This is a genomic window from Phytohabitans maris, from assembly GCF_031085175.1.
Classification (GTDB): Bacteria; Actinomycetota; Actinomycetes; order Mycobacteriales; family Micromonosporaceae; genus Phytohabitans; species Phytohabitans maris.
In genome coordinates, this window is sequence record NZ_JAVHUY010000013.1 from 133,680 (window position 1) to 155,662 (window position 21,983).

Annotated in this window: 24 protein-coding genes; 8 read left to right on the forward strand and 16 right to left on the reverse strand. The window is 72.2% G+C overall.

Annotation, left to right across the window (positions count from 1 at the left end; genetic code table 11):
• Positions 1-13: 13 nt before the first annotated feature.
• Positions 14-781 carry an exodeoxyribonuclease III gene (locus tag RB614_RS15945; RefSeq protein WP_308713273.1) on the reverse strand — a complete coding sequence of 256 codons (768 nt, stop codon included), beginning with the start codon at positions 779-781 and terminating at the stop codon, positions 14-16.
• 23 nt (positions 782-804) lie between these two features.
• Positions 805-1,212, reverse strand: a complete 408-nt coding sequence (locus RB614_RS15950; RefSeq protein ID WP_308713274.1) for a DUF2000 family protein — start codon at positions 1,210-1,212, stop codon at positions 805-807.
• A gap of 96 nt (positions 1,213-1,308) precedes the next feature.
• Between RB614_RS15950 and RB614_RS15955 the strand changes: the two genes are divergently transcribed.
• Together RB614_RS15955 and RB614_RS15960 are read left to right on the forward strand one after the other, a co-directional pair.
• The gene (locus RB614_RS15955) at positions 1,309-2,157 is read left to right on the forward strand and encodes an AraC family transcriptional regulator (protein ID WP_308713275.1); all 849 of its coding nucleotides are present in this window, start codon (positions 1,309-1,311) and stop codon (positions 2,155-2,157) included.
• 10 nt (positions 2,158-2,167) lie between these two features.
• Positions 2,168-4,447, forward strand: a complete 2,280-nt coding sequence (locus RB614_RS15960) for an alkaline phosphatase family protein (protein ID WP_308713276.1) — start codon at positions 2,168-2,170, stop codon at positions 4,445-4,447.
• On the opposite strand, the gene RB614_RS15965 is transcribed toward RB614_RS15960, so the two are convergent.
• From RB614_RS15965 to srmL, 7 genes are all read right to left on the reverse strand, one after another.
• Positions 4,422-5,021, reverse strand: a complete 600-nt coding sequence (locus RB614_RS15965) for a DedA family protein (RefSeq protein WP_308713277.1) — start codon at positions 5,019-5,021, stop codon at positions 4,422-4,424. The two genes, RB614_RS15960 and RB614_RS15965, sit on opposite strands and share 26 nt — an antisense overlap.
• Positions 5,018-5,788, reverse strand: coding sequence for an MBL fold metallo-hydrolase (locus tag RB614_RS15970; protein WP_308713278.1), 771 nt, complete (start codon positions 5,786-5,788; stop codon positions 5,018-5,020). The genes RB614_RS15965 and RB614_RS15970 overlap by 4 nt, the downstream gene beginning before the upstream one ends.
• Positions 5,789-5,843: 55 nt before the next feature.
• Positions 5,844-6,101 (reverse strand): Uma2 family endonuclease, encoded by a 258-nt coding sequence (locus tag RB614_RS15975; RefSeq protein ID WP_308713279.1) that lies wholly within the window; start codon positions 6,099-6,101, stop codon positions 5,844-5,846.
• 72 nt (positions 6,102-6,173) lie between these two features.
• On the reverse strand, positions 6,174-6,599 hold the full coding sequence (locus RB614_RS15980; RefSeq protein ID WP_308713280.1) for a type II toxin-antitoxin system VapC family toxin: 426 nt from the start codon (positions 6,597-6,599) through the stop codon (positions 6,174-6,176).
• Entirely contained in the window at positions 6,589-6,855 is a 267-nt protein-coding gene (locus tag RB614_RS15985) for a type II toxin-antitoxin system Phd/YefM family antitoxin (RefSeq protein WP_308713281.1), read from the reverse strand. The genes RB614_RS15980 and RB614_RS15985 overlap by 11 nt, the downstream gene beginning before the upstream one ends.
• A gap of 31 nt (positions 6,856-6,886) precedes the next feature.
• Positions 6,887-8,242 (reverse strand): lactate racemase domain-containing protein, encoded by a 1,356-nt coding sequence (locus RB614_RS15990; protein WP_308713282.1) that lies wholly within the window; start codon positions 8,240-8,242, stop codon positions 6,887-6,889.
• Positions 8,194-9,324: a PheS-related mystery ligase SrmL gene (srmL, locus tag RB614_RS15995; RefSeq protein ID WP_308713283.1), complete on the reverse strand. Its 1,131-nt coding sequence runs from the start codon at positions 9,322-9,324 to the stop codon at positions 8,194-8,196. Before srmL ends, RB614_RS15990 begins: the two co-directional genes overlap by 49 nt.
• Positions 9,325-9,520: 196 nt before the next feature.
• On the opposite strand from srmL, the gene RB614_RS16000 reads away from it, so the two are divergent.
• Positions 9,521-10,372, forward strand: coding sequence for a nucleoside hydrolase (locus tag RB614_RS16000; protein WP_308713284.1), 852 nt, complete (start codon positions 9,521-9,523; stop codon positions 10,370-10,372).
• 827 nt (positions 10,373-11,199) lie between these two features.
• Here RB614_RS16000 and RB614_RS16005 read toward each other — a convergent pair.
• Complete coding sequence (locus tag RB614_RS16005) at positions 11,200-11,943, reverse strand: class I SAM-dependent methyltransferase (RefSeq protein WP_308713285.1); 744 nt, start codon at positions 11,941-11,943, stop codon at positions 11,200-11,202.
• Entirely contained in the window at positions 11,940-12,950 is a 1,011-nt protein-coding gene (locus RB614_RS16010) for an ABC transporter substrate-binding protein (RefSeq protein ID WP_308713286.1), read from the reverse strand. The genes RB614_RS16005 and RB614_RS16010 overlap by 4 nt, the downstream gene beginning before the upstream one ends.
• A gap of 570 nt (positions 12,951-13,520) precedes the next feature.
• On the opposite strand from RB614_RS16010, the gene RB614_RS16015 reads away from it, so the two are divergent.
• Together RB614_RS16015 and RB614_RS16020 are read left to right on the forward strand one after the other, a co-directional pair.
• On the forward strand, positions 13,521-14,393 hold the full coding sequence (locus RB614_RS16015; protein WP_308713287.1) for a helix-turn-helix domain-containing protein: 873 nt from the start codon (positions 13,521-13,523) through the stop codon (positions 14,391-14,393).
• A complete protein-coding gene (locus tag RB614_RS16020; protein ID WP_308713288.1) occupies positions 14,390-14,608 on the forward strand; it encodes a DUF397 domain-containing protein in 219 nt (72 codons plus the stop codon). The genes RB614_RS16015 and RB614_RS16020 overlap by 4 nt, the downstream gene beginning before the upstream one ends.
• A 55-nt stretch (positions 14,609-14,663) precedes the next feature.
• Here the strand turns inward: RB614_RS16020 and RB614_RS16025 are convergent, their stop codons facing one another.
• From RB614_RS16025 to RB614_RS16035, 3 genes are read right to left on the reverse strand one after another with little or no spacing between them, the layout of a single operon-like run.
• A complete protein-coding gene (locus RB614_RS16025; RefSeq protein WP_308713289.1) occupies positions 14,664-14,996 on the reverse strand; it encodes a phospholipase in 333 nt (110 codons plus the stop codon).
• Positions 14,993-16,357, reverse strand: a complete 1,365-nt coding sequence (locus RB614_RS16030; protein WP_308713290.1) for a DUF4331 domain-containing protein — start codon at positions 16,355-16,357, stop codon at positions 14,993-14,995. The genes RB614_RS16025 and RB614_RS16030 overlap by 4 nt, the downstream gene beginning before the upstream one ends.
• A 40-nt stretch (positions 16,358-16,397) precedes the next feature.
• Positions 16,398-16,640, reverse strand: coding sequence for a hypothetical protein (locus RB614_RS16035; RefSeq protein WP_308713291.1), 243 nt, complete (start codon positions 16,638-16,640; stop codon positions 16,398-16,400).
• Positions 16,641-17,071: 431 nt separating this feature from the next.
• Here RB614_RS16035 and RB614_RS16040 point away from each other — a divergent pair, with 431 nt between their 5' ends.
• Positions 17,072-17,335, forward strand: coding sequence for a hypothetical protein (locus RB614_RS16040; RefSeq protein ID WP_308713292.1), 264 nt, complete (start codon positions 17,072-17,074; stop codon positions 17,333-17,335).
• A 29-nt stretch (positions 17,336-17,364) separates the two neighbouring features.
• Complete coding sequence (locus RB614_RS16045) at positions 17,365-18,324, forward strand: TIGR03557 family F420-dependent LLM class oxidoreductase (protein ID WP_308713293.1); 960 nt, start codon at positions 17,365-17,367, stop codon at positions 18,322-18,324.
• Positions 18,325-18,419: 95 nt separating this feature from the next.
• On the opposite strand, the gene RB614_RS16050 is transcribed toward RB614_RS16045, so the two are convergent.
• Both RB614_RS16050 and RB614_RS16055 read right to left on the reverse strand, forming a co-directional pair.
• Positions 18,420-18,623 carry a hypothetical protein gene (locus RB614_RS16050; protein ID WP_308713294.1) on the reverse strand — a complete coding sequence of 68 codons (204 nt, stop codon included), beginning with the start codon at positions 18,621-18,623 and terminating at the stop codon, positions 18,420-18,422.
• A 213-nt stretch (positions 18,624-18,836) separates the two neighbouring features.
• The gene (locus RB614_RS16055; protein ID WP_308713295.1) at positions 18,837-19,751 is read right to left on the reverse strand and encodes a diacylglycerol/lipid kinase family protein; all 915 of its coding nucleotides are present in this window, start codon (positions 19,749-19,751) and stop codon (positions 18,837-18,839) included.
• A 242-nt stretch (positions 19,752-19,993) separates the two neighbouring features.
• On the opposite strand from RB614_RS16055, the gene RB614_RS16060 reads away from it, so the two are divergent.
• Entirely contained in the window at positions 19,994-21,967 is a 1,974-nt protein-coding gene (locus RB614_RS16060; protein WP_308713296.1) for an endo-1,4-beta-xylanase, read from the forward strand.
• Positions 21,968-21,983: the final 16 nt, after the last annotated feature.

The window sequence follows — 21,983 nt, forward strand, 5'->3', positions numbered from 1 at the left end:
GCGGGTGAGCCGCCTACACCAGCTCGACCACTACCGGTGCGTGGTCCGAGGGGCCCTTGCCCTTGCGGGCCTCGCGGTCGATGTACGCCGACGTCACCGTCACGCCGGCGCTCGCGTACACCAGGTCGATGCGCATGCCCATGTTCTGGTGGAACATGCCGGCCCGGTAGTCCCAGTACGTGAAGGGGTGCGGTCCCTTCATCGGGGTCGGCACCACGTCGGTGAAGCCGGCCGCCAGGATCCGGGCCAGCGCGTCCCGCTCCGGCGCCGTGACGTGGGTGGAGCCGGCGAACGCCTTCGGGTCCCACACGTCCGCGTCGGTCGGCGCCACGTTGAAGTCGCCGGCCACGACCACGGGCTGGCCGGTCGCGAGGTCGGCGGCGAGCGCGTCGCGGAGGGCGGCGAGCCAGCCCAGCTTGTACACGTAGTGCGGCGAGTCGGGCTCGCGGCCGTTCGGCACGTACACCGACCACACGCGCAGCCCGCCGCAGGTGGCCGAGATCGCGCGCGCCTCCGGGTCGGGGAAGCCGGGCTCGGCGTCGAAGCCGCGGATCACGTCCTCGATGCCGACCTTGGAGAGGATCGCCACGCCGTTCCACCGGCCGTCGCCGTGGGTGGCGACCTCGTACCCGGCCTCTTTGATCTCGGCGGTGGGGATGGCCGCGTCCGCGAGCTTGGTCTCCTGCAGGAGCAGCACGTCCGGCCGCTTGTCGGCCAGCCACGGGATGAGCCGGGGCAGGCGCATCTTCAGGGAGTTGACGTTCCACGTGGCGAGACGCATCAAAAGAGCGTATGCCGGTGCGGTCAGGGATGCAGCGACAGGCCCTTCAGTACCTTGTCCACCGCGTTGCGCGGGCCGTGCACCGACAGGCCGACGAGCCGCAGCTTCTCGGCGGGTACCGCGCGCACCGCGGCCCGGTTGTCGCCGTCGTTGCCGGTGGTGAAGAGCTCCTCGGTGTACACGCCGACCGCCAGCCCCCGCTCGACCGCCTTGGCGCGCGCCTCGGTGAGCGCGGCGAGGTCGGCGGCGTACACGAGCACCGGCTGGCCGAACATCGGCAGGTAGGGGGTGCCCGAGCCGTCCTCGTAGGGCTCGCCGACCGTGGCCGGGAACGCGCCGGCGACGCCGGAGGCGAGGAAGGCGGTCACGTTCAGGCGCTGCCAGGCGGCGAGGTCGTCCCGGACGACGATAGCGATCTTGGTGGTGGCCATGCCGTCATGGTCACAGCGGCCGGATGCGACGGTCTTGGACGCTGGTGCGCGCCGGCGAGACGGAGGACGGTGGTGCACCGGGGGGATACTGGGACGGTGGGGGACTGGGCGCGATACTGGCGGGCCGCCGACCGGCCGCTGGAGGCGATGCACGCCCACTTCGAGCAGCACGTCTACCACCGGCACAGCCACGAGACGTACTCGTTCGGCGTGACCGAGACCGGCGTGCAGTCCTTCACCTGCCGGGGCGCGGCGCACACCTCCAGCGCCGGGATGGTGATGGCGTTCAATCCGGACGAACCCCATGACGGTCAGGCCGCCGACGCGCTCGGGTTCACGTACCGGATGGTCCACATCGGCCCCGACCTGGTCCGTGACGTGCTCGCGGACCGGGCCGAGCGCGAGGTCGGGCTGCCTTTGTTCGCGGAGCCGGTGGTGGCCGACACGCGGCTGGCCGGCGCGGTGGCCGGCCTGCACGCGGCGCTGGTGGGGCCGGCGACGGCGCTTGCCCGCGACGAGCGGCTGGCCGCGGCCGTGGCGGCGATCACCCGGCACGGCAGGAGCGCGCGGCCACCGCGCCGCACCGCCGCCGCCGGCATCGCGCGGCGGGTGCGTGACCGGCTCGAGGAGGGGTACGCCGAGGACGTCACCGCCGGCGACCTCGCGGCCGCCGCGGGCACCAGCCGGTTCGCGGTCTACCGCGCCTTCCGGCAGGTGTACGGGCTGTCGCCGAGCGACTACCAGCGCCAGGTCCGGCTGCGGCGGGCCCGCCAGCTGATCGGGGCCGGGAGCGGGATCGCCGAGGCGGCCGCGGCGAGCGGGTTCGCCGACCAGAGCCACCTGACCCGGTGGTTCACGCGCTGTTACGGGGTGACACCGGGCGCATACCGCCACGCCCTTCACCCCAGCACCGTTAGGGAGCCCTCATCACGAACCCGTCCGTAGAGTTGCCGGTGTGACACAGGAGCGCGATGTCGTCGCGACCCGCCCGGGGCGGGCCCGCGTGGGCCTGCGCGCCCTGCGCGGCTGGCGGCCCACCTTCCAGCGGGTGCGCGGCATCCTGCGCAGCGCGGTGACCTCGTTCATCGTGCTGGCCGGCACGTTCTGGCTGCTGCCCGGCGTGACCGCGAGCGGCCTCGTCGCGCTGCTCGGCCTGGTGGTGCTGGTCGCCGCCGTCGGCGCGCTGCTCCGCCCGCTCCTGCTCGCGATCGCCACCGTGCTCGGCGGCTTCGGCGCGCTGGTGCTGGGCGCGATGGTGCAGGCCATCGTGCTGTACGTGGCGCTGTGGCTCGCGCCCGACACCCACGTGGCCAACCTCCCGGTGGTCTTCGGCGCCTCGTGGGTGGCGGTGGCGCTCGCCGCGCTGGTCAACTGGTTTGCGGACGCCGGCACCGACGACGCGTTCGTCAGCGAGACCGTGCGCCTGATGGCCCGCGTGCGCCGCATCGAGGAGAAGGCGAAGCGCGTCTCGGCGAGTGTGGCCGGCGCCGCCGCCGAGGCCTGCCCGGACGGCCTGCTGGTGGTCCAGCTCGACGGCGTGCCCGCGCCGCTGCTGCGCTGGGCGGTCCGCGCCGGCAACCTGCCCAACATCGGCCGGTGGCTGCGCACCCGCAGCCACCGCCTGGCCGGCTGGCACACCGGCATCCCGGCCACGACGCCCGCCGCCCAGGCGGGCATCCTTTACGGCGACGTCCGCCGGGTGCCGGCATTCCGCTGGTACGAGAAGGACACCCGGCGCCTCGTCGTCACGAGCCGTCCCCGCGACGCGGCCGAGGTCGAGCGGCGGCTCGCCGGCGACCGGGGACTGCTGCGCGACGGCGGGGTGAGCATCAGCAACGTCTTCTCCGGCGACGCCGACACCTGCCTGCTCACGGTCAGCCACGCCGCGCTGCCCGGCCGCAACGCGCGCGGGTACGCGGCGTTCATGACCAGTCCGTACGGCTTCACCCGCGCGGTGGTGCTCGGCCTCGGCGGGGTGATCCGGGAGCTGCACCAGGCGCGGGTGCAGCGGCGCCGCGACGTACGCCCGCGGGTCAGCCGGGGCGGCGCGTTCCTCGCCCTGCGCCCCGCCACCACGCTGCTGCGCGACCTCAACGTCACGCTGATCGCCGAGCAGATGGCCCGGGGCGCCCCGACGATCTTCTGCGACTTCGTCGACTACGACGAGGTGGCCCACCACGCCGGCCCCGCCCGCCCGGAGGCGCTGGACGTACTGGAGTCGCTCGACCAGGTGCTCGGCATCCTCGAGCGGCTCTCGGTCGAGGCCGCCCGCCGCTACCACCTGGTGGTCCTCTCCGACCACGGGCAGAGCCAGGGCGCCACGTTCCGGCAGCGCTTCGACGAGTCGCTGGAGGAGGTCGTGGCGCGGCTGGCCCACGGCGGCACCAACGGCCACCGGCCCGGCGCGGCCACCCGTACCGTCGAGGAGTGGGGCCGGGTCAACGCCCTGCTCACCGAGGCCGTGGCCCGGCAGGGGCCGACCGCCGCCGCCACCCGGAAGGCGATCCGCAAGCACACCCGCGACGGCGAGGTGACGCTCGGCCCCGCCGACGAAGAGGCGAAGGCGATCGCCGAGCGCGACCCGGAGACCGTGGTGATCGCCTCGGGCAACCTCGGCATGGTCTACCTGACCCGCCACCCGGAAAAGCTCACCCGCGACCGGATCGAGGCCGAGCACCCCGAGCTCGTCGCCGGGCTCGTCGCGCACCCCGGCATCGGCCTGGTGGTGGTCGACGAGGCGGAGCACGGGCCGGTGGCGCTCGGCCGGCGGGGCAGGCACCGGCTGCGCGACGGGCACGTGGAGGGGGAGGACCCGCTCACGCCGTACGGGCCGCGCGCCCGCGAAGATCTCCTGCGCCACCAGGAGATCGACCACGTCGGCGACCTGGTACTGGTCAGCATGGTGGAGCCGGGCATCGACGAGGTGGCCGCGTTCGAGGAGCTGGTCGGCAGCCACGGCGGGCTGGGCGGCTGGCAGACCGAGGCGGTGCTCGTCTACCCGGCCGGCTGGGCGCTGGAGACCGACCCCGTGGTCGGCCCGGACGGCGTGTACCGCACGCTGCTCGGCTGGCTCGAGACGCTCGGCCTGCGCGGCGCTTCCACGCCGGCTGTCTCTCCCGCGCCCGCTGGTCCTTCGGCGGCGGCTTCGGGCGGCGCGGCGCCGCACGCCGATGCGCGAGCGGACGCCGACCTGCCGTCCGGGGCGCCGGTCAGGCTTCCGTCTGCCGGGGCCTGACGTCCGGGCTCTCCGCCGCCGCCTCCCGCCGCCGGCTGATGATCGTCGCGGTCTGGGAGATCAGCAGCACCAGCAGCACCGCGGCCACCACGCTCTGCCAGGGCTCCGGGAAGATCGCGTACCCGAAGATGCCGATCCCCGCGTACACCGTCGACCAGAGCAGGCAGGCCGGCAGGTTGGTCACCGCGAACCGCCGCCAGTCCAGCCCCATCAGCGCCGCCGCGAGCAGCACCGGTACCCGCCCGCCGGGCAGCAGCCGGGACACCAGCAGCACCGAGATCTGCCGCTCGTCCAGCTTCTTGCGCATCCGCTCCAGGCGCTCCGGGTCGCGTAGCCAGTGCAGCCGCCGGGCCAGCTGCTCACCGCCCCAGCGGCAGATCGCGTACATGCCGAGGTCGCCGATGTACGCCCCGCCCGCCCCGGCCACGACGACGAGCAGCACGTGCAGCGGGTTCTGGTGGGCCGCGTACGCCGCCGCCCCGCTCACCGCGGCCCCGGTCGGCACGATCGGCACCACCGCGCCGAACGTCACCACCACGACCAGCCACACCAGCGTGCTGAGGGTCGCCGTCACGGGGCGACCGTCAGGGAGTCGCCGGGGGTCAGGACGGTGACCCGGGTACCGGGTGCCACGGTCTCGCTGATCCGCGCGAAGTCCGGCCCCGGGTTGTGGAACCGGTCCGGCCGCACCCGCGCCAGCCCCACCGGCCAGAACGTGCCGAAGTGCACCGGCACCGCCTCCCGGGGCGCCGCCCGGCGCATCGCCTCGGCCGCCGTGTACGCGTCGAGGTGTCCCCGCCCCAGCGTCGGCCCCCAGCCGCCCACCGGCACCAGCGCCAGGTCGAGCGGGCCGAGGTCGGCCATCCCCTCGAAGAGCCCGGTGTCGCCGGCGAACCAGGTGTTGGCCGCGCCGTGCACCGTGTAGCCGACCGCCGCCGCCCGGTGCCGGGACCAGGGGCCGCGGGCGCCGTCGTGGGCCGCGGGGACGGCCCTGATCCGTACCGCCCCGACGGTCACCTCGTCGCCGATGGCCAGCTCCGCGCAGCGCCGGTGGTACGCGTGACCGAGCCGCTGCCGCACGAAGGCGCCCGCCCCGGCCGGCACCACGAGCGTGGTCTCGGGCCCGAGCCGCCGCAGGGACGCCACGTCGAGGTGGTCGGCGTGCAGGTGCGACACGAGCACCGCGTCCGGCTGCGCCGCGAGCCGTGGGGACGTACCCCGCATCCGCCGCAGGTGCGCGATCCGGTCGCCCAGCACCGGGTCGGTCACGATGCGCACGCCGGAGTCCTCGACCCAGACGGTGCTGTGCCCCCACCAGGTGACCTGGACCTTGTACGTCACGCCGCTACGGTACGGGACCGCCCGCCGCCCACCCACTCACCGGGCTCGTCGCGGCTCATCCGGCCAGCTTGGACACTAGCCGGTGCCCGGTCACCTCGTAGGTGCCGTCGCGCAACTCGTGCATCGTGACCATGCCGTCGACCTCGTCGGCGTCGGCGTCACCCCGCACGATCCAGTAGCGCTCGATGCCCAACGCCGCATAGACGGCGAACTTGGCGACCGCGTCGTTCTCCTCGCTGCGGTCGGAGACCGCCTCCACGACCGTGTGGATAACCGTGCCGTCGTGCGTGGTCTCGCGCGCTCCCAGGCCCACCGGCGGGCGGGAGTCGGCAGTTTACGGCGCTGCGCACCCCGGACGGGTCACCCCAAGCCGTGCCGCGACGGCCTACGCGGGCGTCTCCGGTCGGCGGACGGCTACGACGTCGAGGAGACTGTCCAGGCCGGCGAAGTCGTCCGGGTTGGTCGTGTAGAGCGGCAGCTGGTTGACGAGAGCTGTCGAGGCGATCATCAGGTCGGCGCGTCGGCGGGGCTTTCGACCAGCTGCCAGGACCGACGCGGAGAGAAGGCCGAACGCGCGAGCTGCTTCGGTGTCGAACGGCAAGGGCTCGAATGTGGACTCCACGTGCTGGAGGAGGTTGACCCGGAGGGAGCGCTCCACCGGATCATCCGCGTAATACGGCCCGGCGGAGAGTTCGGCGAGTGTTATCGCACTGATGAAGAGCTCGTCGGGCAGGTCGGCGGCGTCGAGGTTGCTGTGGTGGATGAGGATTTTGGTGTCCGCCAGGCCCCGCGTCGGCGGCTTACCACTCACGGCTGTCCAGATCGTCGTCAAGGTGGGCGTCGAGGTCAGCACGGAAACGGTCGGCGTCGATCCGCGGGGCCGTGGCGAATACGGCGAGGAACTCCTCTTTGGGCACCGCGGTGCGACGTCGCAGCGGGATCAGGCGGGCGATCGGCGTGCCGTTTCGAGTGACGGTAAACGACTCACCCTGCTCGACCCGGCGCATGATCTCGCCGGACTCGTTGCGCAACTCGCGCTGGGTGATTTCGCGGGCAGCTTCGGCCATGCCACCATTCTACGCGAAGTGCTACTTGGTGCTACGGCGCCAATCGGTAGAGTTGCTCGCCGGCTTTGGGGACGACCAGGGTGTCCTCGTCGGCGGCGAGGGCGGCCAGGTCGAGGGTCGCCGGGTCTGCCCAGCCGAGGTTGACGGCGGCGCAGTCTTCCGGCGGGATGGCCGTCGCCAGCGTCACGGCGATGCGGCAGCGCTCCACCCCGTCCGTGTACGTGCCGGCGCCGCGCGCGTGGATCGAGTGGGCCAGCACCGTGCGGGGCACCTCCGCGAGCTCGCCGGCGTGGGCGAGCAGGTAGTCGCGGCAGTGGTAGCCCACGCGGCGGATCATCGCATCGTGGGTGACCGAGAAGGTGGTGACGTGCGGGGCGTAGACGATCACCTCACCGCCGTCGGCGACGACCGGCTCGACCTTGTACATGCCCTTGGCCGCCGTCCACAGGTCGTCGTACATCGGGGGCACGACCGAGACCACCCGCCGGTACGGGCGCTCGACGTACCGGACGTGCACCCGCGCGGAGTGCTCGGCGGCGGCCGCCCACGCCTCGGTGGTCGTACCCACGTACGTGCCGAGCACCTCGGGCCCGAGCACCTCGGGCCCGAGCGGAGAGGAGCCGGGCGGTGAGGAGCTGGGCGCAGAGGAGCCGGCCGGTGCGACCACGACCGCCACGGCCAGGCGGCGGGCCGGGATGCGCTCGGCGGCCGCCTGGATGACCGCGCGGACCGGGGTGAGGCCGGGCTTGCCGATGATGTCCATCGTGCCGATCAGCGCGCCCAGCCAGTGAAATGCGTCGATCACCTCGGGGCCGGAGACGCCGGGGAAGAAGTACTTGTCGCCACCGGAGAAGCCGACCGACTCGTGCGGAAACACCGGCCCGAGCACCAGGCACGCGTCCGCCTCGGCGACCAGCCGGTTCACCCGTACCCGGATGGGCTCGGCGAGAAGCCCGGCGGAGGCCGCGGCGACCTCGGTGGCCGGGATCTCGCCCAGGTCCGTGAATGTGGCCGGGTCGTGCCAGGCGTGGTTGTGCACGGCCACGCCGGGGTAGCGGGCCGCCCACCCGCCCGGCGGCAGGTCGAAGCGGCGCTCGATGGCGTCCGGCGGCATCGGCTGGTGCGTGCCGAGCGCGATCAGCACGTCGAGCGAGGCCACCCGGCCGATCAGCGCGTCGTGCACCTCGGCGAAGAGGCGGCCGAGCGGGATCGACCGGGTGCCGTCCGGGACCAGCACCACCAGGCGGGCGCCGTCCAGGTCGAGGCGTTGCAGCTCGCCGCTCAGGCCGCTCGATGGACCTTCTTCAACGCCCCCTCGCGGCCCGTTGTGGGCAGGCGTCAGGGTCGCGGCTTGGCCTCCGCCCGGTCCGCGTCGAAAAGAGTCCATTCGTGCTCCTCTCCCTCGTGCAGGCCGGCGTAGATCCGGTCGCGCAGCGCGTTGGCCTCGGCCGAGGTGAGCGTGCGGGTGAGGTCGCGCAGGACCACGCGGAGCAGCACGTTCTTCTGTCCGGGCCGCAGTCCCATTCTGGCCCGTGCGGAGTCCGGCAGCTCGGCGTACCCGGTCTCGGACCGCACGACGATCTCCTCGACCGCGCCGGCGTCCGGCCCGAGCAGGTCGCGCACCCGGTCGCCGAGCAGCTCGGCGTCGAGGTCACCGGCGACCGCGAGGGAGAGGTCGCGGTGCGTGGCGGGCATGGCCGAGACCGGCCGGTACGGGGTGAGGTCGCGCATCTGCGCCGCCACCCGCGGGTCGGTCGAGCGGAGCAGCCGGATGTCGTCTACGCCCTTGGCGAGCATCACGAGCCGGTCGAGGCCGAGCCCCATCGCCAGGCCGCTGCCCCCGCCGGTCACCTCGGGATGAGCCAACCCGCACTCACCTACCTCGATGTATCCGGACGCTCCGCCGCTCGGCGCTCGTCCGGCGACGTAGATCTCCCGGCCGGCCAGCGTGTACGGGTGGACGCTCGGGACGGTGTGCCAATCGTGGCCGGGCAGCACCGCCGCCACGACCAGGCCGATCATGTGGACGAGGTCGGCCTCGGTGAGCGGGGGACCGGAGCGGCGGATCCGCCACAGGTCGAGCTGGTGCGGCTCGCCCACGTGGTGGCGGTCGATCACGTCCCGCCGGTAGCAGATGCCGGGCACGCTGAGCAGCACGTCCGGCAGGCGGTTGGCGTCCAGCAGGGCGGGGACGCGGGCGGTGGTGTGCGAGCGGAGCATCCGCCCGCCGTCCAGGTAGCGGCTGTAGCGGCGGTCGCGGGTCACCGCCTCGGCGGAGTACCGCAGCCGGTCGTAGTTGTCGGCCACGGAGACGATCCGCGGGCCGGGGTCGCGGCGCACCGGGATCCCCCAGGCGCGGGCGAGGGCGTACTCGATGGCGGACACCACGTGCTGCATCGCGTGTTCGCCGGCGTCGGGGTCGGTGAGGTCGCGCAGGTCCAGGGCCGCGCGGAGTTCTTGGGGCGTCATCGTGAGTCCTCGGAAAGAGACGGTGGAAAGGGAGCGAGCCCCCGGCGTGGCCAGGGGCTCGTCTCGCGCCGTCTCCGTCAGCGCAGCCGCGGTCGCCCACCGGTCACCCGGGGGCGGCGAAATCGCGTCGCGGCGTACGTCACCCGTCGAGTGTGCCGCCTGGGCCCGCCGCCCGGCAAGCGGGTTGAATATCGGCGTGCCGGAAAAGATCCTGCTGGACACCGACATCGGTTCGGACATCGACGACGCGGTCTGCCTCGCGTACCTGCTCGCCCACCCCGGCTGCGACCTGCTCGGCATCACCACGGTCACCGGCGAGGCGGGCAAGCGCGCGATGCTCGCCTCCGCCCTCTGCCGGGTGGCCGGCGCGGACGTGCCGATCCGCCCCGGCGCGGAGACCACCCTCGCCGGTGCCCCGTCGCCGCAGGCCCTCGCCCACCAGGCCGACCGCCTCGGCGGCTGGCCACACGAGACGGAGTTTCCGGCGGGCGACGCGGTCGACCTCCTGGCCCGCACGGTCCGCGCGCACCCGGGCGAGGTCACGCTGCTGACGATCGGGCCGCTCACCAACGCCGCCCTCCTCTTCGACCGCCACCCCGACGTGGCCGGGCTGCTGAAGGCGCTCGTCCTGATGGGCGGCCGCTACACGACCGAGGGCAAGCCGGAGTGGAACCTCCGCTGCGACCCGGCCGCCGCCGCCCGGGTCTTCGCCGCGCCGGTGCCCCGCGTCCGCGCGGTCGGCCTCGACGTGACCCGCCAGGTCTACCTGGACGCCGACACCTTCAGCGCCCGCTGCGCCGCCCCGCTGCTGCGGCCGGTCCGCGACTTCGCCGCGGTATGGTTCGCCGAGCGGGACGGCATCTACTTCCACGACCCCCTCGCCGCGGTCACCCTCTTCGACGCCGAAGTGTGCGCCTTCACCCGCGGCGAGGTAACCGTGGACGCGGACGGCACCACCGGCTGGCACCCCCGCCCGGACGGCCCGCACGAGGTCGCGACCTCCGTGGTCCCGGACCGCTTCTTCACGGAGTACTTCGCCCGGTTCTGAGGCCCGCGACCTCGCGCGAGCGCCCCCCCGGGCGGCAAGGGCTCAATTCCAATGCGGACCCGGGCCGTGAACGGGCTCTTACCTCTGCACGGACGGTTACCACGTCCATGCCGTTCGCCGTCCCGCACAGGCGGACGATCATGGACAGCGTCGGGCGGTTATCAGATCGTGGTACCGAGGTGCCCCTGGAGGGGCACTGGGATACCACGATCACCGGTTGGGGTCGGGTTTGGGGCGCGCCCGTAGGGGTGGCGGTGATCGTTCGTCCCTTTTCGGGGTGACGCGCTGGGGAAGACGCGGGTGCTGGGAAGGCGGGGGTTGCGGTGCGTCCGTGGCGAAAACCGCCCCGCCAGGGGCAGCGATTCGCCACGGACGGTTTGGCGATCCGGTCAAACCGTTCGTCGGCCCGGCCGGTAGGGCGGCTCCGGTCGTTGCCGCGTGGATCGTGGGCCGGGCGGGCAAGTTGGGGTAGAAGCCCAGCCCGCGGCCCTACCCGCCGCGGGCCGCGGTCTCAACCCGGGCCCTGCGGGGAGCCGGGTGGGCTTGTGTCGCGGGGCCGGCAGCGGAGGCCGGGGAACCCGGCGAGCGCCAGCGAGCCGCCGGCCGCAGCGGTGCCCGCGGGAAAGCACCCAAGAAAACGCTCCGCTGCGTTCCACGTCTCCCCAGGGGACCCCGCGCGTGCGGTCCGCAGCTGAGGCAGACCGGGGCGACGGGGGATCGTGGTTTGTAGCTGCTGCCAGCGCCCTCCGGCGCGGGTCGCTACGAGGGTGGGGCCGGGCCGGCCGGTCGCGGGAGACGCGGGGGAGCTGATAGCGGGGCGCGGGGCGCTACCAGGGTGGGGCCGGGCCGGAGGTGGAGTAGAGGGGGTGGCCGCGGAGCACCAGGCCGGAGCCGGGGTCGGCGGCCAGCTGCCGCACGCGGTCGAGCTCGGCCGGTCCCAGGCCGGCCGCCAGGAGCCGGCCGCGGTGGCGGACGGTGTCGACGGCGAGCAGCAGCGCGCCCGGGTCGCCGGCGGCCCAGACCGGTACGTGGATCTCGGTGTCCACTGTGGTCAGCCCGGCGGCGCGGGCGGCGGCGTGGGCGCGGGTCGCCCAGGTCGGGTCGACGCCGAGGCCGGGCAGGATCTCCTTGGCGAGCAGGCGCAGGCAGCGCTCGACCAGGGTGGCGTCGCGCGGGCTCGGGGCGCACAGCACCGCGTCGTCGGGCCACAGGTGCCAGTCTTCGACCACCAGCGTGCCGCCCGGTCCCAGCGCGGCCACCAGCCGGCGCAGCAACGCCTCGGGGTGCCGCACGCACATCAGCAGCAGGCGCGCGCGGATCAGCCCGTACCGGCCGGGAGCGAGCACGGCGGGCGGAAGCGGGTCGCCGGACGCGGTGACCACCTCGCCGCCCGCGCCCACCCGGTCGCGCAGCCACACGGGTACGGCGCTGCCGGCCGGCCCCAGGTCGAGGCAGCGCGTGCCGGTCAGGTGGGGCAGCCCGGCCAGCCGCCCGATGCTGATCGAGTCGAGCGCGGCCGCCAGGTACACCTCCCGGCGCACGTCCAGGTCCGCGGCGCTGACCGTCCTCATCGGACCTGGCCGCTCACGAAGTCGAACGCGACGAGGTCGGCGGTGGGCAGGTCGCCGGCGATGATGCCGGTGCCGCGCAGGATGGCGATGGCGCGGGCGACCCGGGCCCCGTCGAAGGCGCCGACCACGCCGTTGGCCCGGATGTACGGCTCCATGAGCCGCACCTCGGCGGCCGCGGTGACGGCGTCCGTCGTGGGCACGTACTTCCGCAGGATCTGGCCGGTCTCCTCCGGGTGCTCGATCGCGTACACCAGGCCGTCCATCAGCGCGCCGGCGAAGCGCCGCACCAGGTCGGGGTCTTCGCGGAGCACCTTCGTCGAGGCGATGAGCGCGTTGCCGTACAGGTCGGTGAGCACGTCCGAGTACGGCAGCACGACCGCCGCCCGGCCGCCCGCCGCCTTCTCCACCGCCGGCCTCGCCACCACGAACTGACCGACGCCGTCGACCCGCCCTGTGGCGAGCAGCTTTGGCATCTGCGACGCCTCGACGCCGATCCACTTCACGGTGCGCGGGTCGAGGCCGGCGAGCTTGGCGTACGCGGGGAAGAGCAGCCACGGCGCGCCGCCCTGTACGCCGCCGATCGTGCGCCCGGACAGGTCGCGCGGCGTGGTGACGCCGGTGCCGGAGAGGGCGGTCACGGAGTTGAGCGTGCGCTGCTGGACCGCCGCGACGGCGCGTACGTCCGAGCGGTACTTGCCGTTGCCGAGCACGATCATCACGGCGGAGAGGTCGTTGGCGGAGAACTGCGCCCGCCCGGAGGCGAGCAGCCCGAGGTTTTCGGTGGTGCCGGAGCCGGGCCGGATTTCGACCTCGATGCCGGCGCGGTCGAAGAAGCCCTTCTCCTTCGCCACCCACGCGTACGACTCGCGGCCGAACGAGCCGACCGCGGTCAGGTAGGTCACCTTGTCCGCCGGCGCGTCTTCCGGCGCCGCGCCGCCGCTGTCGCAGGCCACCGCCGCGAGGAGCACCGCGAGCGCGGCGGCGGATGTGCGTCTGACCAGGTTCACGTTTCCTCCGGATGGGGAATGGGCGGGCGTGCCCACGCATGTGGCGCGTCTGCGGGAGGCGCGCGGGCACGCCCGCCGGCCTCACCCGGCGGCGCGGAATCGGTGTCGGCACACCGCCGGGGAGTCGTTTTCGACAGGAGTGGATCGGGCCGCGTCTCGCACTCGCGTCCCGGGCCCGGAGAGCGAATGCCCTCCCGGTAGTTCATTTGCAAGATTTCACTGAAGCCGTTCCTGCTGTGCCTTTTGCCGGTCATGCTGGGAGCCCGGCCACGTCGCCGTGCTCGCTGGTGAGCACGCTGCCAAAGGCGAATTGTTGGAGCAAGGACATCGATGGGAAAACCGATCCCGCCCAAGTATTTGGGCGGGTTTGGCCAAGATGTTTTCCGTCGAGTGCACAGTGTCGTGGCTTTGCGAAATAGCAAAGGCAAACACGTTCCCAGGGCCCTGGCATACGAGGACCATGCCGTGGTAGAAATCTGACCGGATCCGGCGGCTCGCATCCGCTCGCTTCCCCCTATTTCACAAGCCTTTCCCTGGCCACCGGTTCAGATGTCCATTTGAGAGGGTGGAATGCCGACCAAACGAGAGCAGTTCGTCCAGACCATTCGTGCCCAGTGGCTCGGCCAGCGAATGCGCGAGCTCCGGGAAGAGCGCGGCCTGACGCTCAAGTACATCGCGGCGTACCTGGGCGTGGAGTTCTCCACGCTGGCGCGCTACGAGCGGGCCGAGTGGCCGTTCCGGCGCGACCACGTCATCTCGCTGCTCGACGTCTACGGGGTGTACGACGAGCGCGAGCGGGCCCAGCTGGTGCAGCTGGCCCAGGACGCCTGGCGGGTCAACCGCTGGGACGACGACTTCGAGGGCACCGTCTACGACCAGACGTTCGTGGACTACCCGTGGCTGGAGTCGCGGTCCGAGGAGATCTGCACGTACTCCACGATGGTGTTCCCCGGGCTGCTGCAGACCCGCGACTACGCGGAAGCGGTGATCCGGTACACCGAGGGCGTGCAGGCCAACCAGCAAAAGGTCGACCGCTGGGTGCGGCTGCGCATGGAGCGGCAGCTCATCCTCGACGAGAAGCCGCCCAAGCGGCTCGCCGCGCTCGTGGAGGAGTCCGTGCTGCACCGGCCGATCGGGGGCCGCCTGGTGTTGCGTGCCCAGCTCGAGCACCTCGCCCGGGTGGTGGAGCGGCCCCACGTCGAGATCCGGGTGATCCCGACCCGGGTCGGGCTGCAGGCCGGGCTGAGCGGCAGCTTCACGCTCTTCAAGATGCAGCGGCCGTACCCGGAGGTGGCCTATGTGGAGCATCTGGGCGGGCGGCTGTTCATGGAGGCCTCACGCGCGCACCGCTACTCCAAGGCGTACGATGCCTTGCGGGAGGTCGCACTCAGCTCGGCTGAGTCGATGGCGCTCATCGCAACACTCGCGGAGGAGTTGTCATGAGCGAGTCACTGCCGGGCGCCGCCTGGCATGTCAGCACCCGGAGCGATGGTCTCGGCGGCAACTGCGTCGAGGCCGGTCCGCTGGCCGATGGCAGCGGCCGGGTCGCGGTCCGGCACAGCAAGGCACCCGACGGCGCCACGATCGTCTACACCCGAGGCGAGTGGGAGGCGTTCATCGGCGGCGTAAAGGACGGGGAGTTCGACTTCACCGCCTGACGGGCCTGCTCCGGTTGGGGGCGGGCACTGCCTGCCCCCAACCGGGGTCCCACACTCAGGGCGCCTGCCACCACTCGATCTCGGTGACCGCGGCGCCGGCCACGACGACCGTGCCGGCGGCTTCGGTCGGGGTGCGCCAGATGACGTACGGGCCGGCGGGCAGCGCGGGAAACACGGCGCTGTACCGGACGCCGCTCGACACGTGCCGCTCGCGTACGGCGACGTGCGTGCGTACGGGCGGGTCCTGGTCCATCGGGCTGATCTCGATCTCGCGGCCGTGCCACTCCGGCCCGGTCACGATGACGAGCGCGCCCGTGTTGCCGCCGATGTCGAGCACGACACTGCCCACACTGGACGGTCCGAGCATGTGATGCGTGTGCGTGCTCATGACGGGTTGTTGAAGCCGTCGTAGGGGATGCCGAGGTAGGGGAAGCGGTTGAGGAAGGGCGCAGTCACGTCCTTCGCGCTCAGCCCCTGCTCCAGGATCGCCACCGCGTCGTCCGGCGTGAAGTCCTTGTCCACCAAGGCGAACGTCGCACCCGCCACGGCCCGCAGCGAGATGGAGACGACGTCGTCGCGCACCCGCCGCCCGTTCGGAAAGCCGGCCAGGTCGCCACCGAGTACGCCGAGCGGGTTCTCCTCCTTGCTGGGCTTGATGTCGGTGTTGAGCCGCAGCATGTCGGCCTGGATCTCGCCGGTGTTGTTGGTGAAGCCGTCGATCAGCCCTTCCGGGATTCCGGTCAGCAGCACCGCCACCAGGTCCGCGCGCGCCGTCTTCGCCTTGTTGAGCGCGTCCAGGTTGTCGAAGACACCCGGGTACAGCACCGGCAGGAGCCGGGCGAGCTCGGGCTGCTCGACGAACTGGACGAAGTTCTTGTCTTCGGTGGGCGGCAGGCTGTTCCACAGGTCCTTTTTGGACATCGGCACGATGACCTCGTTGAAGAGCGGGTTGCCGAGCCGCGACACCTGCACGTTCGGCCCCACGTACACGTCGTCGCTGTTGTGCCCGTGCAGCACCCGGACCTGGCGCCGGCTCGCGCTGGTCCACACGCCGATGACCGGGCTGGACTTGCCGCGCAGGTCCTTGATGGGCACCTGGAGCGCGATGCTGTGCACGTTGACCCGGTCGGTGGCGTTGACCGCCTTGCCCGCCTCCTGGAAGGCCTTCTGGCCGAGCAGGTGCAGGTTTTGGAACGGGCGCAGCGTGCCCAGGTCGAAGATGGAGCCGAGGTCGACGAAGAAGCCCTCCGCGCGCTGCCCGGCGAAGACCTTCTCGCCACTCTTCAGCTTGAACGTCGCGTCCGCCGCGAGCCCCTTGTAGTCCGGTATGGACAGTGGCCCGACGTTCGCCGGCGGGCAGGGGACGTTGCGGGCCAGTATCCGCGCGTGGCCGTTGCCGTCCACCTTGGTGATGCTGTAAAACTGCCGCCGGTTCCAGTTTTCGCTGTCCAGCGCCTCGATCGGCCCGGTGTTGTAGAGGAACGTGTTGTCGTCGTTCAGCTTCGTCTCGAAGCGGAACTGGTATGTCACGTCCGCGTGGCCGTCGCCGTTGTTGTCGACGTGGATCTCGTAGAGCACGTCGTCGCCGAACTCGAAGAAGTTGGGACCGGACGCCGGGCTCTGCAACGGCACGTAGTTCGCGATCAGCGTGACCGTGTCGGGATGGTCGGGGCTGACGAACGCGTACAGGTCGGTGCTGTCGGCCACCGGATCCTTCGATATCTCCGGGGCCTCACGATGAGAAGACATGCGGGAACCACCTCACAAGGCTTGGGAAAAAGAGAAGCGCTTACTTGCGGCGTGCGGCCTTGGCCATGCGTGCGGCCAGATCGTGGTCCCGCACCTCGATGCGCCGCTCTCCGGCGAATATGTCGAGCCGGCCCGCCTTCAGGTCTTTGACCTGCACCACGATCGTCTCGCCGGGTGCCGCTCCGGCCTCTTCGAACGCCTCGCTGAGGCTGGCCACGCTGACCACGGCGCCGCCGACTCCGACGGTGGCCGCGCCGAGCAGCACATTGCGTCGGCTCAACATCGGCGTTCCTTTTGCCCGGTGGGCGTTTCTCACGGTCGTCCCTTCCAGAACAACGAACAGAGAACTTCCGCCGGACGCCCGCCCTGCCGGCATCGGTGGATACGGATACCGGTGGGGAAGGGTTCAAACCCACTTCCGCGCCGCACCGCCCTGAACCGGTTAAGCGGCCCGCTTGGCCGCGGGTTGGTGCGGCAACGCGCCGGCCGCCGACGCGATGGTGCTGCGTCGGCGGCCGGGAAGATCTATCTACCGATGGGAGCGCTCCGGCAAGGATAGAACCAAATCACTGCCCAGGGAAGGCGTCCCACGTGCCGGACGCGGGTCGGATTCGCCGAAACCGATAATCCGGATTTTCCCGGAGCGTGGCGCTACCTTCGGGTTTCCGGCCACTGGCGTCTGGGCATGCACGGTGTACGGGAGGGGGCAACACCATGGGCAACAGGCTGATACTGCGGCTGGCGGTCCTGGCCACCGCGGTCCTCGCGATCGTAGGTCCACCAGCGGCCGCCGCCGCGGCCATCCAGGGCGCGGCGGCGCCCGCCTCGGGCGGGCACGGAGACATGCTGTTCATCGCTGGCGCCGGCATCGTCATGCTGGTGGCGGTCGGCGCGCTCGCCGCGGCCCAGAGCCGGGGGCGGGACGCGGCGGCGGGGCCGGAACCCGGCCCCGATCCGGGCGACGATCCCTGGGTGTAGTGCGGTGGGCGCCGGGTAAGCCCACGGGCATGGTTGCCGTTGGATACACGCTCATGTGCGAGCAGACCGGTCCGAGGGAGCTCGTCGACCACGGGCAGCGCGCCGAAGGGGCCGGGTTCGACTTCGAGGTCATCTCCGACCACTACTACCCGTGGCTCGACAGCCAGGGCCACTCGCCGTACGCGTGGTCGGTGCTGGGCGCGGTCGCGCACACCACCTCGCGGGTCGACCTGATGTCGTTCGTGACCTGCCCGATCCGGCGCTACCACCCGGCCGTGGTGGCGCAGAAGGCCGCCACGCTCGGGCTGATGTCGCAGGGGCGGTTCACGCTCGGCGTCGGCGCCGGCGAAAACCTCAACGAGCACGTGGTCGGCGCCTGGCCGCACGTGCAGCAGCGGCACGACATGCTCGAGGAGGCGCTGCAGATCATGCGGTCGCTGCTCGACGGGGAGACGGTCACGTACTCGGGGGAGTACTACGACGTGCCCGAGGCGTACCTGTGGGACCGGCCGGCGGGCGGGGTACCGATCGCGGTCGCCGCCTCCGGCCCGTCGTCCAGCGCGCTCGCCGCGGAGTACGGGGACGGCCTGATCGCCGCCGACCCGGACGCCCGCGTGGTGGACCTCTTCGACCAGGCGGGCGGCGAGGGGAAGCCGCGCTTCGGGCAGGTGCCGGTCTGCTGGGGCCCCGACGAGGGCGAGTGCCGCAAGCGGGTGGTCGACCAGTGGCGCTGGGCCCCGCCGGACTGGAAGGTCAAGGCGGAGCTGCCCGGCCCGGACTCGTTCGCGTCGGCGAGCCAGTTCGTGCGCGAGGAGGACCTGGTGCGCATCGTGCCGTGCGGGCCGGACGTGGAGCAGCACGTCGAGGCGTTCAACCGGTACGTCGACGCCGGCTTCACACACGTCGCCCTGGTGCAGGTGGGGGGCGAGAGCCAGCCCGAGTTTCTGGACTGGGCCGAGCGCGAGCTGGTTCCCCGGCTGCGGGGCTGAGCCTCCCCGCGTGATCTCCCCGCACGTGATCGAAGCTCCCGTGACGTCGCTAGAACGACTTGAAGGGAGCTTCGATCACCGGGGGCACCCCGGGTTCAGCTGCGGCGGAACGCGTACCGCCGGGGCTGCGCGGCGCTCTGGCCGCCACGGCTGGCCTTGCCGCGCCGGGCGGCGGCCGCCGGCTTGGCGGACCGTCCGGCCTTGCGGCCTTCCTCGGCGTCGCCGTGCGGGAACGCGGCCGCGACGCTCTGCGCGGCCAGCTCGTCCGGGTCGACGTGTACGGAGAAGTCGGCAGGCATGGGATGTCTCCTTCCAGTGACGGAGTCCCGGGCGCGCGCGAACGCGAGGCACAGGAGGACGACGCCCGAGACAGAAGCGGATGAACGCGGTCTCAGAAGGCTGTCGTCAGGAGATCATGCCGCCACGGTAACCCGCCCGGCCGCGCGCCGCCACCGCAATAAGCCGAGTCCGCAATAAGCAATAAGCCGAGTCCGCAGTAAGCCGAGTCCGCATTACGCCGAGTCGGCGAGGTCGGGTGAGGGGGCCGGGCGGGGTACGCAGAGCCACAGCGACTCGGGCCGCATCTCGGCGCGGAGCACCCGGCCCGGCGCGATGAGGTCGCCGTCGAGCTCGCGGGGCTGGGCGCGGTTGCTGGTGACCTGCACGCTCCGGGCGCGAAACACCTCCATCCGCGGCACCCGCCGCCGGCGCCGGGCCACCGCCCACGCCAGCGAGGCCCAGTGGCCGAGGGTGCGCGGGGTGAGCACCGCCACGTCGAACGACCCGTCGTCCGGCTCGGCGTCCAGCAGCAGCCGCAGCCCGCCCTTGAGCCGCCCCACGTTCGCGATCAGGACCGTGCGGGCGCGGCGCCGGATCGGCGGGTTGTCGTCGATCCGGATGGAGACCCGCATCGGCCGGTCGCGGAGGTGGCGCAGCGCGCCGAAGACGTACGCCGGCCAGCCGATCCGCGCCTTCGTCGTCTCCGAGGTGGCGGCGAGCATCTCCGCGTCGAAGCCCATCCCGGCCATCACCGCGAAGCACTCCCCGTCGACCGCGCCCACGTCGATCCGGCGGGTGCCGCCGGCAAGCGCGACCTCGACGCCGGCGATCAGGTCGTGGGTGAGGCCGAGGTTGGCGGCGAGCAGGTTGCCGGTGCCGCTGGGCAGCACGGCGAGCGCGACGTCGGTGCCGGCGAGCTCGGTGACGCAGGAACGCACGGTGCCGTCGCCGCCGCACGCGAAGACCACCCGCGCCCCGCCCTCGACCGCCCGACGCGCCTGGCCCCGGCCGGGGTCCTCGCGGGTCGTCTCGTACCAGGCCGGCGCCGGCCAGCCCGCCTCGGCGAGCAGTGCGGTGACGGTCTGGCGCAGCTCGTCGACGTCGAGGACCTTCGACGGGTTGACCACCACGGCCGAGGGGACTGTCACGGAAACGAGTGTGCATGATCGGCGTTGACGCGTGTGTCCACCCGCCCTAACATCGATCACCATCTAGGCCGAGCGCGTCCCGGGAGCCGGCGCGCGTCGTGGGCCGACCTTCGCGCCGCCTCCCATGGACTGGGCAGACGTGGCAGGCAGCGCGCGTACCCACGAGAGGAATCACCATGCTTACCTTTCGTTCGCGACTGCGAGGCTCGGTCGCTAGCGCTCCCTCACTCCTCGCGCTCACGATGCGCGGAAACAGGCGCCACGGGCTCCCGTTCGCGCTCGCCGCGCTCGCGGCGTCCGTCGCGGTCGCGATCCCGCTGGCCGCCGCTCCCTCCGCGAGCGCCGCGGAGCCGGTCGTCGTGGCCAACCACACATTCGAAAACAACAACATCCATGGCTGGGCTCCGCGCGCCGACGAGACCGTCGCGGCGAGCACGGCCGTGGCACATTCGGGTACGGGGAGCCTGCTCACCAGTGGACGGACCCGCACCTGGGAGGGGCCGACCCTCGACGTACTGGACACAATGGACAAAGGTGTCCGGTACACCATCTCGGTCTGGGCCCGCCTCGCGGCCGGCGGCGGCTCGGCGCAGGCCCGGCTGAGCGTCGAGCGGCGCACCGCCGGCACGGCCAGCTACGACCAGGTGGTCGGCAACACCAACGTCTCCGACGGCGGCTGGGTCAACCTGCAGGGCCAGTACACGCTCGCCCACGACGTCGACTTCCTGACCGTGTACGTGGAGACGGCCAGCGGCACCGCGTCGCTGCACATCGACGACTTCACGCTGTCGTACACGCCGGCGACCCCGATCCAGACCGACATCCCCTCGGTCAAGGACGTGCTCGGCGACCACTTCCCGATCGGTGCGGCGATCAGCGTGCCGCAGACGCTCGGCGAGCACGCCCGGCTGCTGAGCAAACACTTCAACTCGGTCACGCCGGGCAACGCGCTCAAGTGGGACGCCACCGAGCCGACCGAGGGGACGTTCCGGTTCACCGACGCCGACGCGATGGTCGACTTCGCCCAGGCCAACGGCATGCAGGTACGCGGGCACACGCTCGTGTGGCACAACCAGACACCGGCCTGGGTGTTCCTCGACGCGAACGGCGCCGCCATGACCCCCACCGCCGCCAACAAGGCGCTGCTGCTGTCCCGCCTCGACGCGCACATCCGCGCGGTGGTCGGGCACTACGGCACCGACATCGCCACCTGGGACGTGGTCAACGAGGTCGTCGACGAAGGCCAGTCGGACGGCCTGCGCCGCAGCCGGTGGTACGAGATCGCCGGGCTCGACTACATCCGCACCGCGTTTCGGGTGGCCCGCGAGGTCGCGCCGGCCGCGAAGCTCTACATCAACGACTACAACACCAACGTGCCGGCCAAGCGCGACAAGCTCTACAGCCTGGTGAGCCAGCTCAAGGCCGAGGGGGTACCGGTCGACGGCGTCGGGCACCAGATGCACGTCAACGTGGACTGGCCCTCGGTCAGCGAGACCGAGGCGATGATCCAGAAGTTCGTGCCGCTCGGCGTCGACCAGCAGGTCACCGAGATGGACGTGAGCATCTACACCAACTCCGGCGAGTCCTTCCCGACCCCGCCGCGCGACCGGCTGATCCGGCAGGCGTACAAGTACCGCGACCTCTTCGACCTCTACAAGCGGTACTCGTCGGAGCTGACCTCGGTGACCGTGTGGGGGCTGGCGGACGACGACACGTGGCTCGACACGTTCCCGGTGGTCCGCAACGACGCGCCGCTGCTCTTCGACGAGCAGTTGCAGGCGAAGCCCGCGTACTGGGGCATCGTGGATCCCACCAAGATCGAGACCACCGCCTCCCCGACGACCCCGACGGCGGTACCCACGACGAGCGCGCCCACCAGCGCGCCGCCCACGACGAGCTCGCCGCCCGCCGGTGCCTGCCAGGTCACCTACCGGGTCGTGGGACAGTGGCCGGGCGGCTTCCAGGGCGAGGTGCGGGTGGCGCCCGGGCGCGCGCTGACCAGCTGGACGGTGGGCTGGGCGTTCCCGAACGGCCAGCAGATCAACCAGCTCTGGTCCGGCGCCTACACCCAGAGCGGCGCGGCCGTCACCGTGACCAACGCGGCGTGGAACGGCGGCGTGCCGGCGAACGGCTCGGTCACGTTCGGCTTCATCGCGAGCTGGACCGCCACGAACGCGGCACCGACCACGTTCACGGTCAACGGCGCCCCCTGCTGAGCGGCGGGCGACCCCC

Coding starts and splice junctions, on each gene's coding strand:
- RB614_RS15945 (WP_308713273.1), bottom strand. CDS start 781: ATGCGTCTCGCCACGTGGAACGTCAACTCCCTGAAGATGCGCCTGCCC.
- RB614_RS15950 (WP_308713274.1), bottom strand. CDS start 1,212: ATGGCCACCACCAAGATCGCTATCGTCGTCCGGGACGACCTCGCCGCC.
- RB614_RS15985 (WP_308713281.1), bottom strand. CDS start 6,855: ATGGCCGAAGCTGCCCGCGAAATCACCCAGCGCGAGTTGCGCAACGAG.
- RB614_RS15990 (WP_308713282.1), bottom strand. CDS start 8,242: ATGGACTCTTTTCGACGCGGACCGGGCGGAGGCCAAGCCGCGACCCTG.
- srmL (WP_308713283.1), bottom strand. CDS start 9,324: ATGACGCCCCAAGAACTCCGCGCGGCCCTGGACCTGCGCGACCTCACC.
- RB614_RS16005 (WP_308713285.1), bottom strand. CDS start 11,943: ATGAGGACGGTCAGCGCCGCGGACCTGGACGTGCGCCGGGAGGTGTAC.
- RB614_RS16015 (WP_308713287.1), top strand. CDS start 13,521: ATGCCGACCAAACGAGAGCAGTTCGTCCAGACCATTCGTGCCCAGTGG.
- RB614_RS16020 (WP_308713288.1), top strand. CDS start 14,390: ATGAGCGAGTCACTGCCGGGCGCCGCCTGGCATGTCAGCACCCGGAGC.
- RB614_RS16025 (WP_308713289.1), bottom strand. CDS start 14,996: ATGAGCACGCACACGCATCACATGCTCGGACCGTCCAGTGTGGGCAGT.
- RB614_RS16030 (WP_308713290.1), bottom strand. CDS start 16,357: ATGTCTTCTCATCGTGAGGCCCCGGAGATATCGAAGGATCCGGTGGCC.
- RB614_RS16035 (WP_308713291.1), bottom strand. CDS start 16,640: ATGTTGAGCCGACGCAATGTGCTGCTCGGCGCGGCCACCGTCGGAGTC.
- RB614_RS16040 (WP_308713292.1), top strand. CDS start 17,072: ATGGGCAACAGGCTGATACTGCGGCTGGCGGTCCTGGCCACCGCGGTC.
- RB614_RS16045 (WP_308713293.1), top strand. CDS start 17,365: ATGGTTGCCGTTGGATACACGCTCATGTGCGAGCAGACCGGTCCGAGG.
- RB614_RS16050 (WP_308713294.1), bottom strand. CDS start 18,623: ATGCCTGCCGACTTCTCCGTACACGTCGACCCGGACGAGCTGGCCGCG.
- RB614_RS16060 (WP_308713296.1), top strand. CDS start 19,994: ATGCGCGGAAACAGGCGCCACGGGCTCCCGTTCGCGCTCGCCGCGCTC.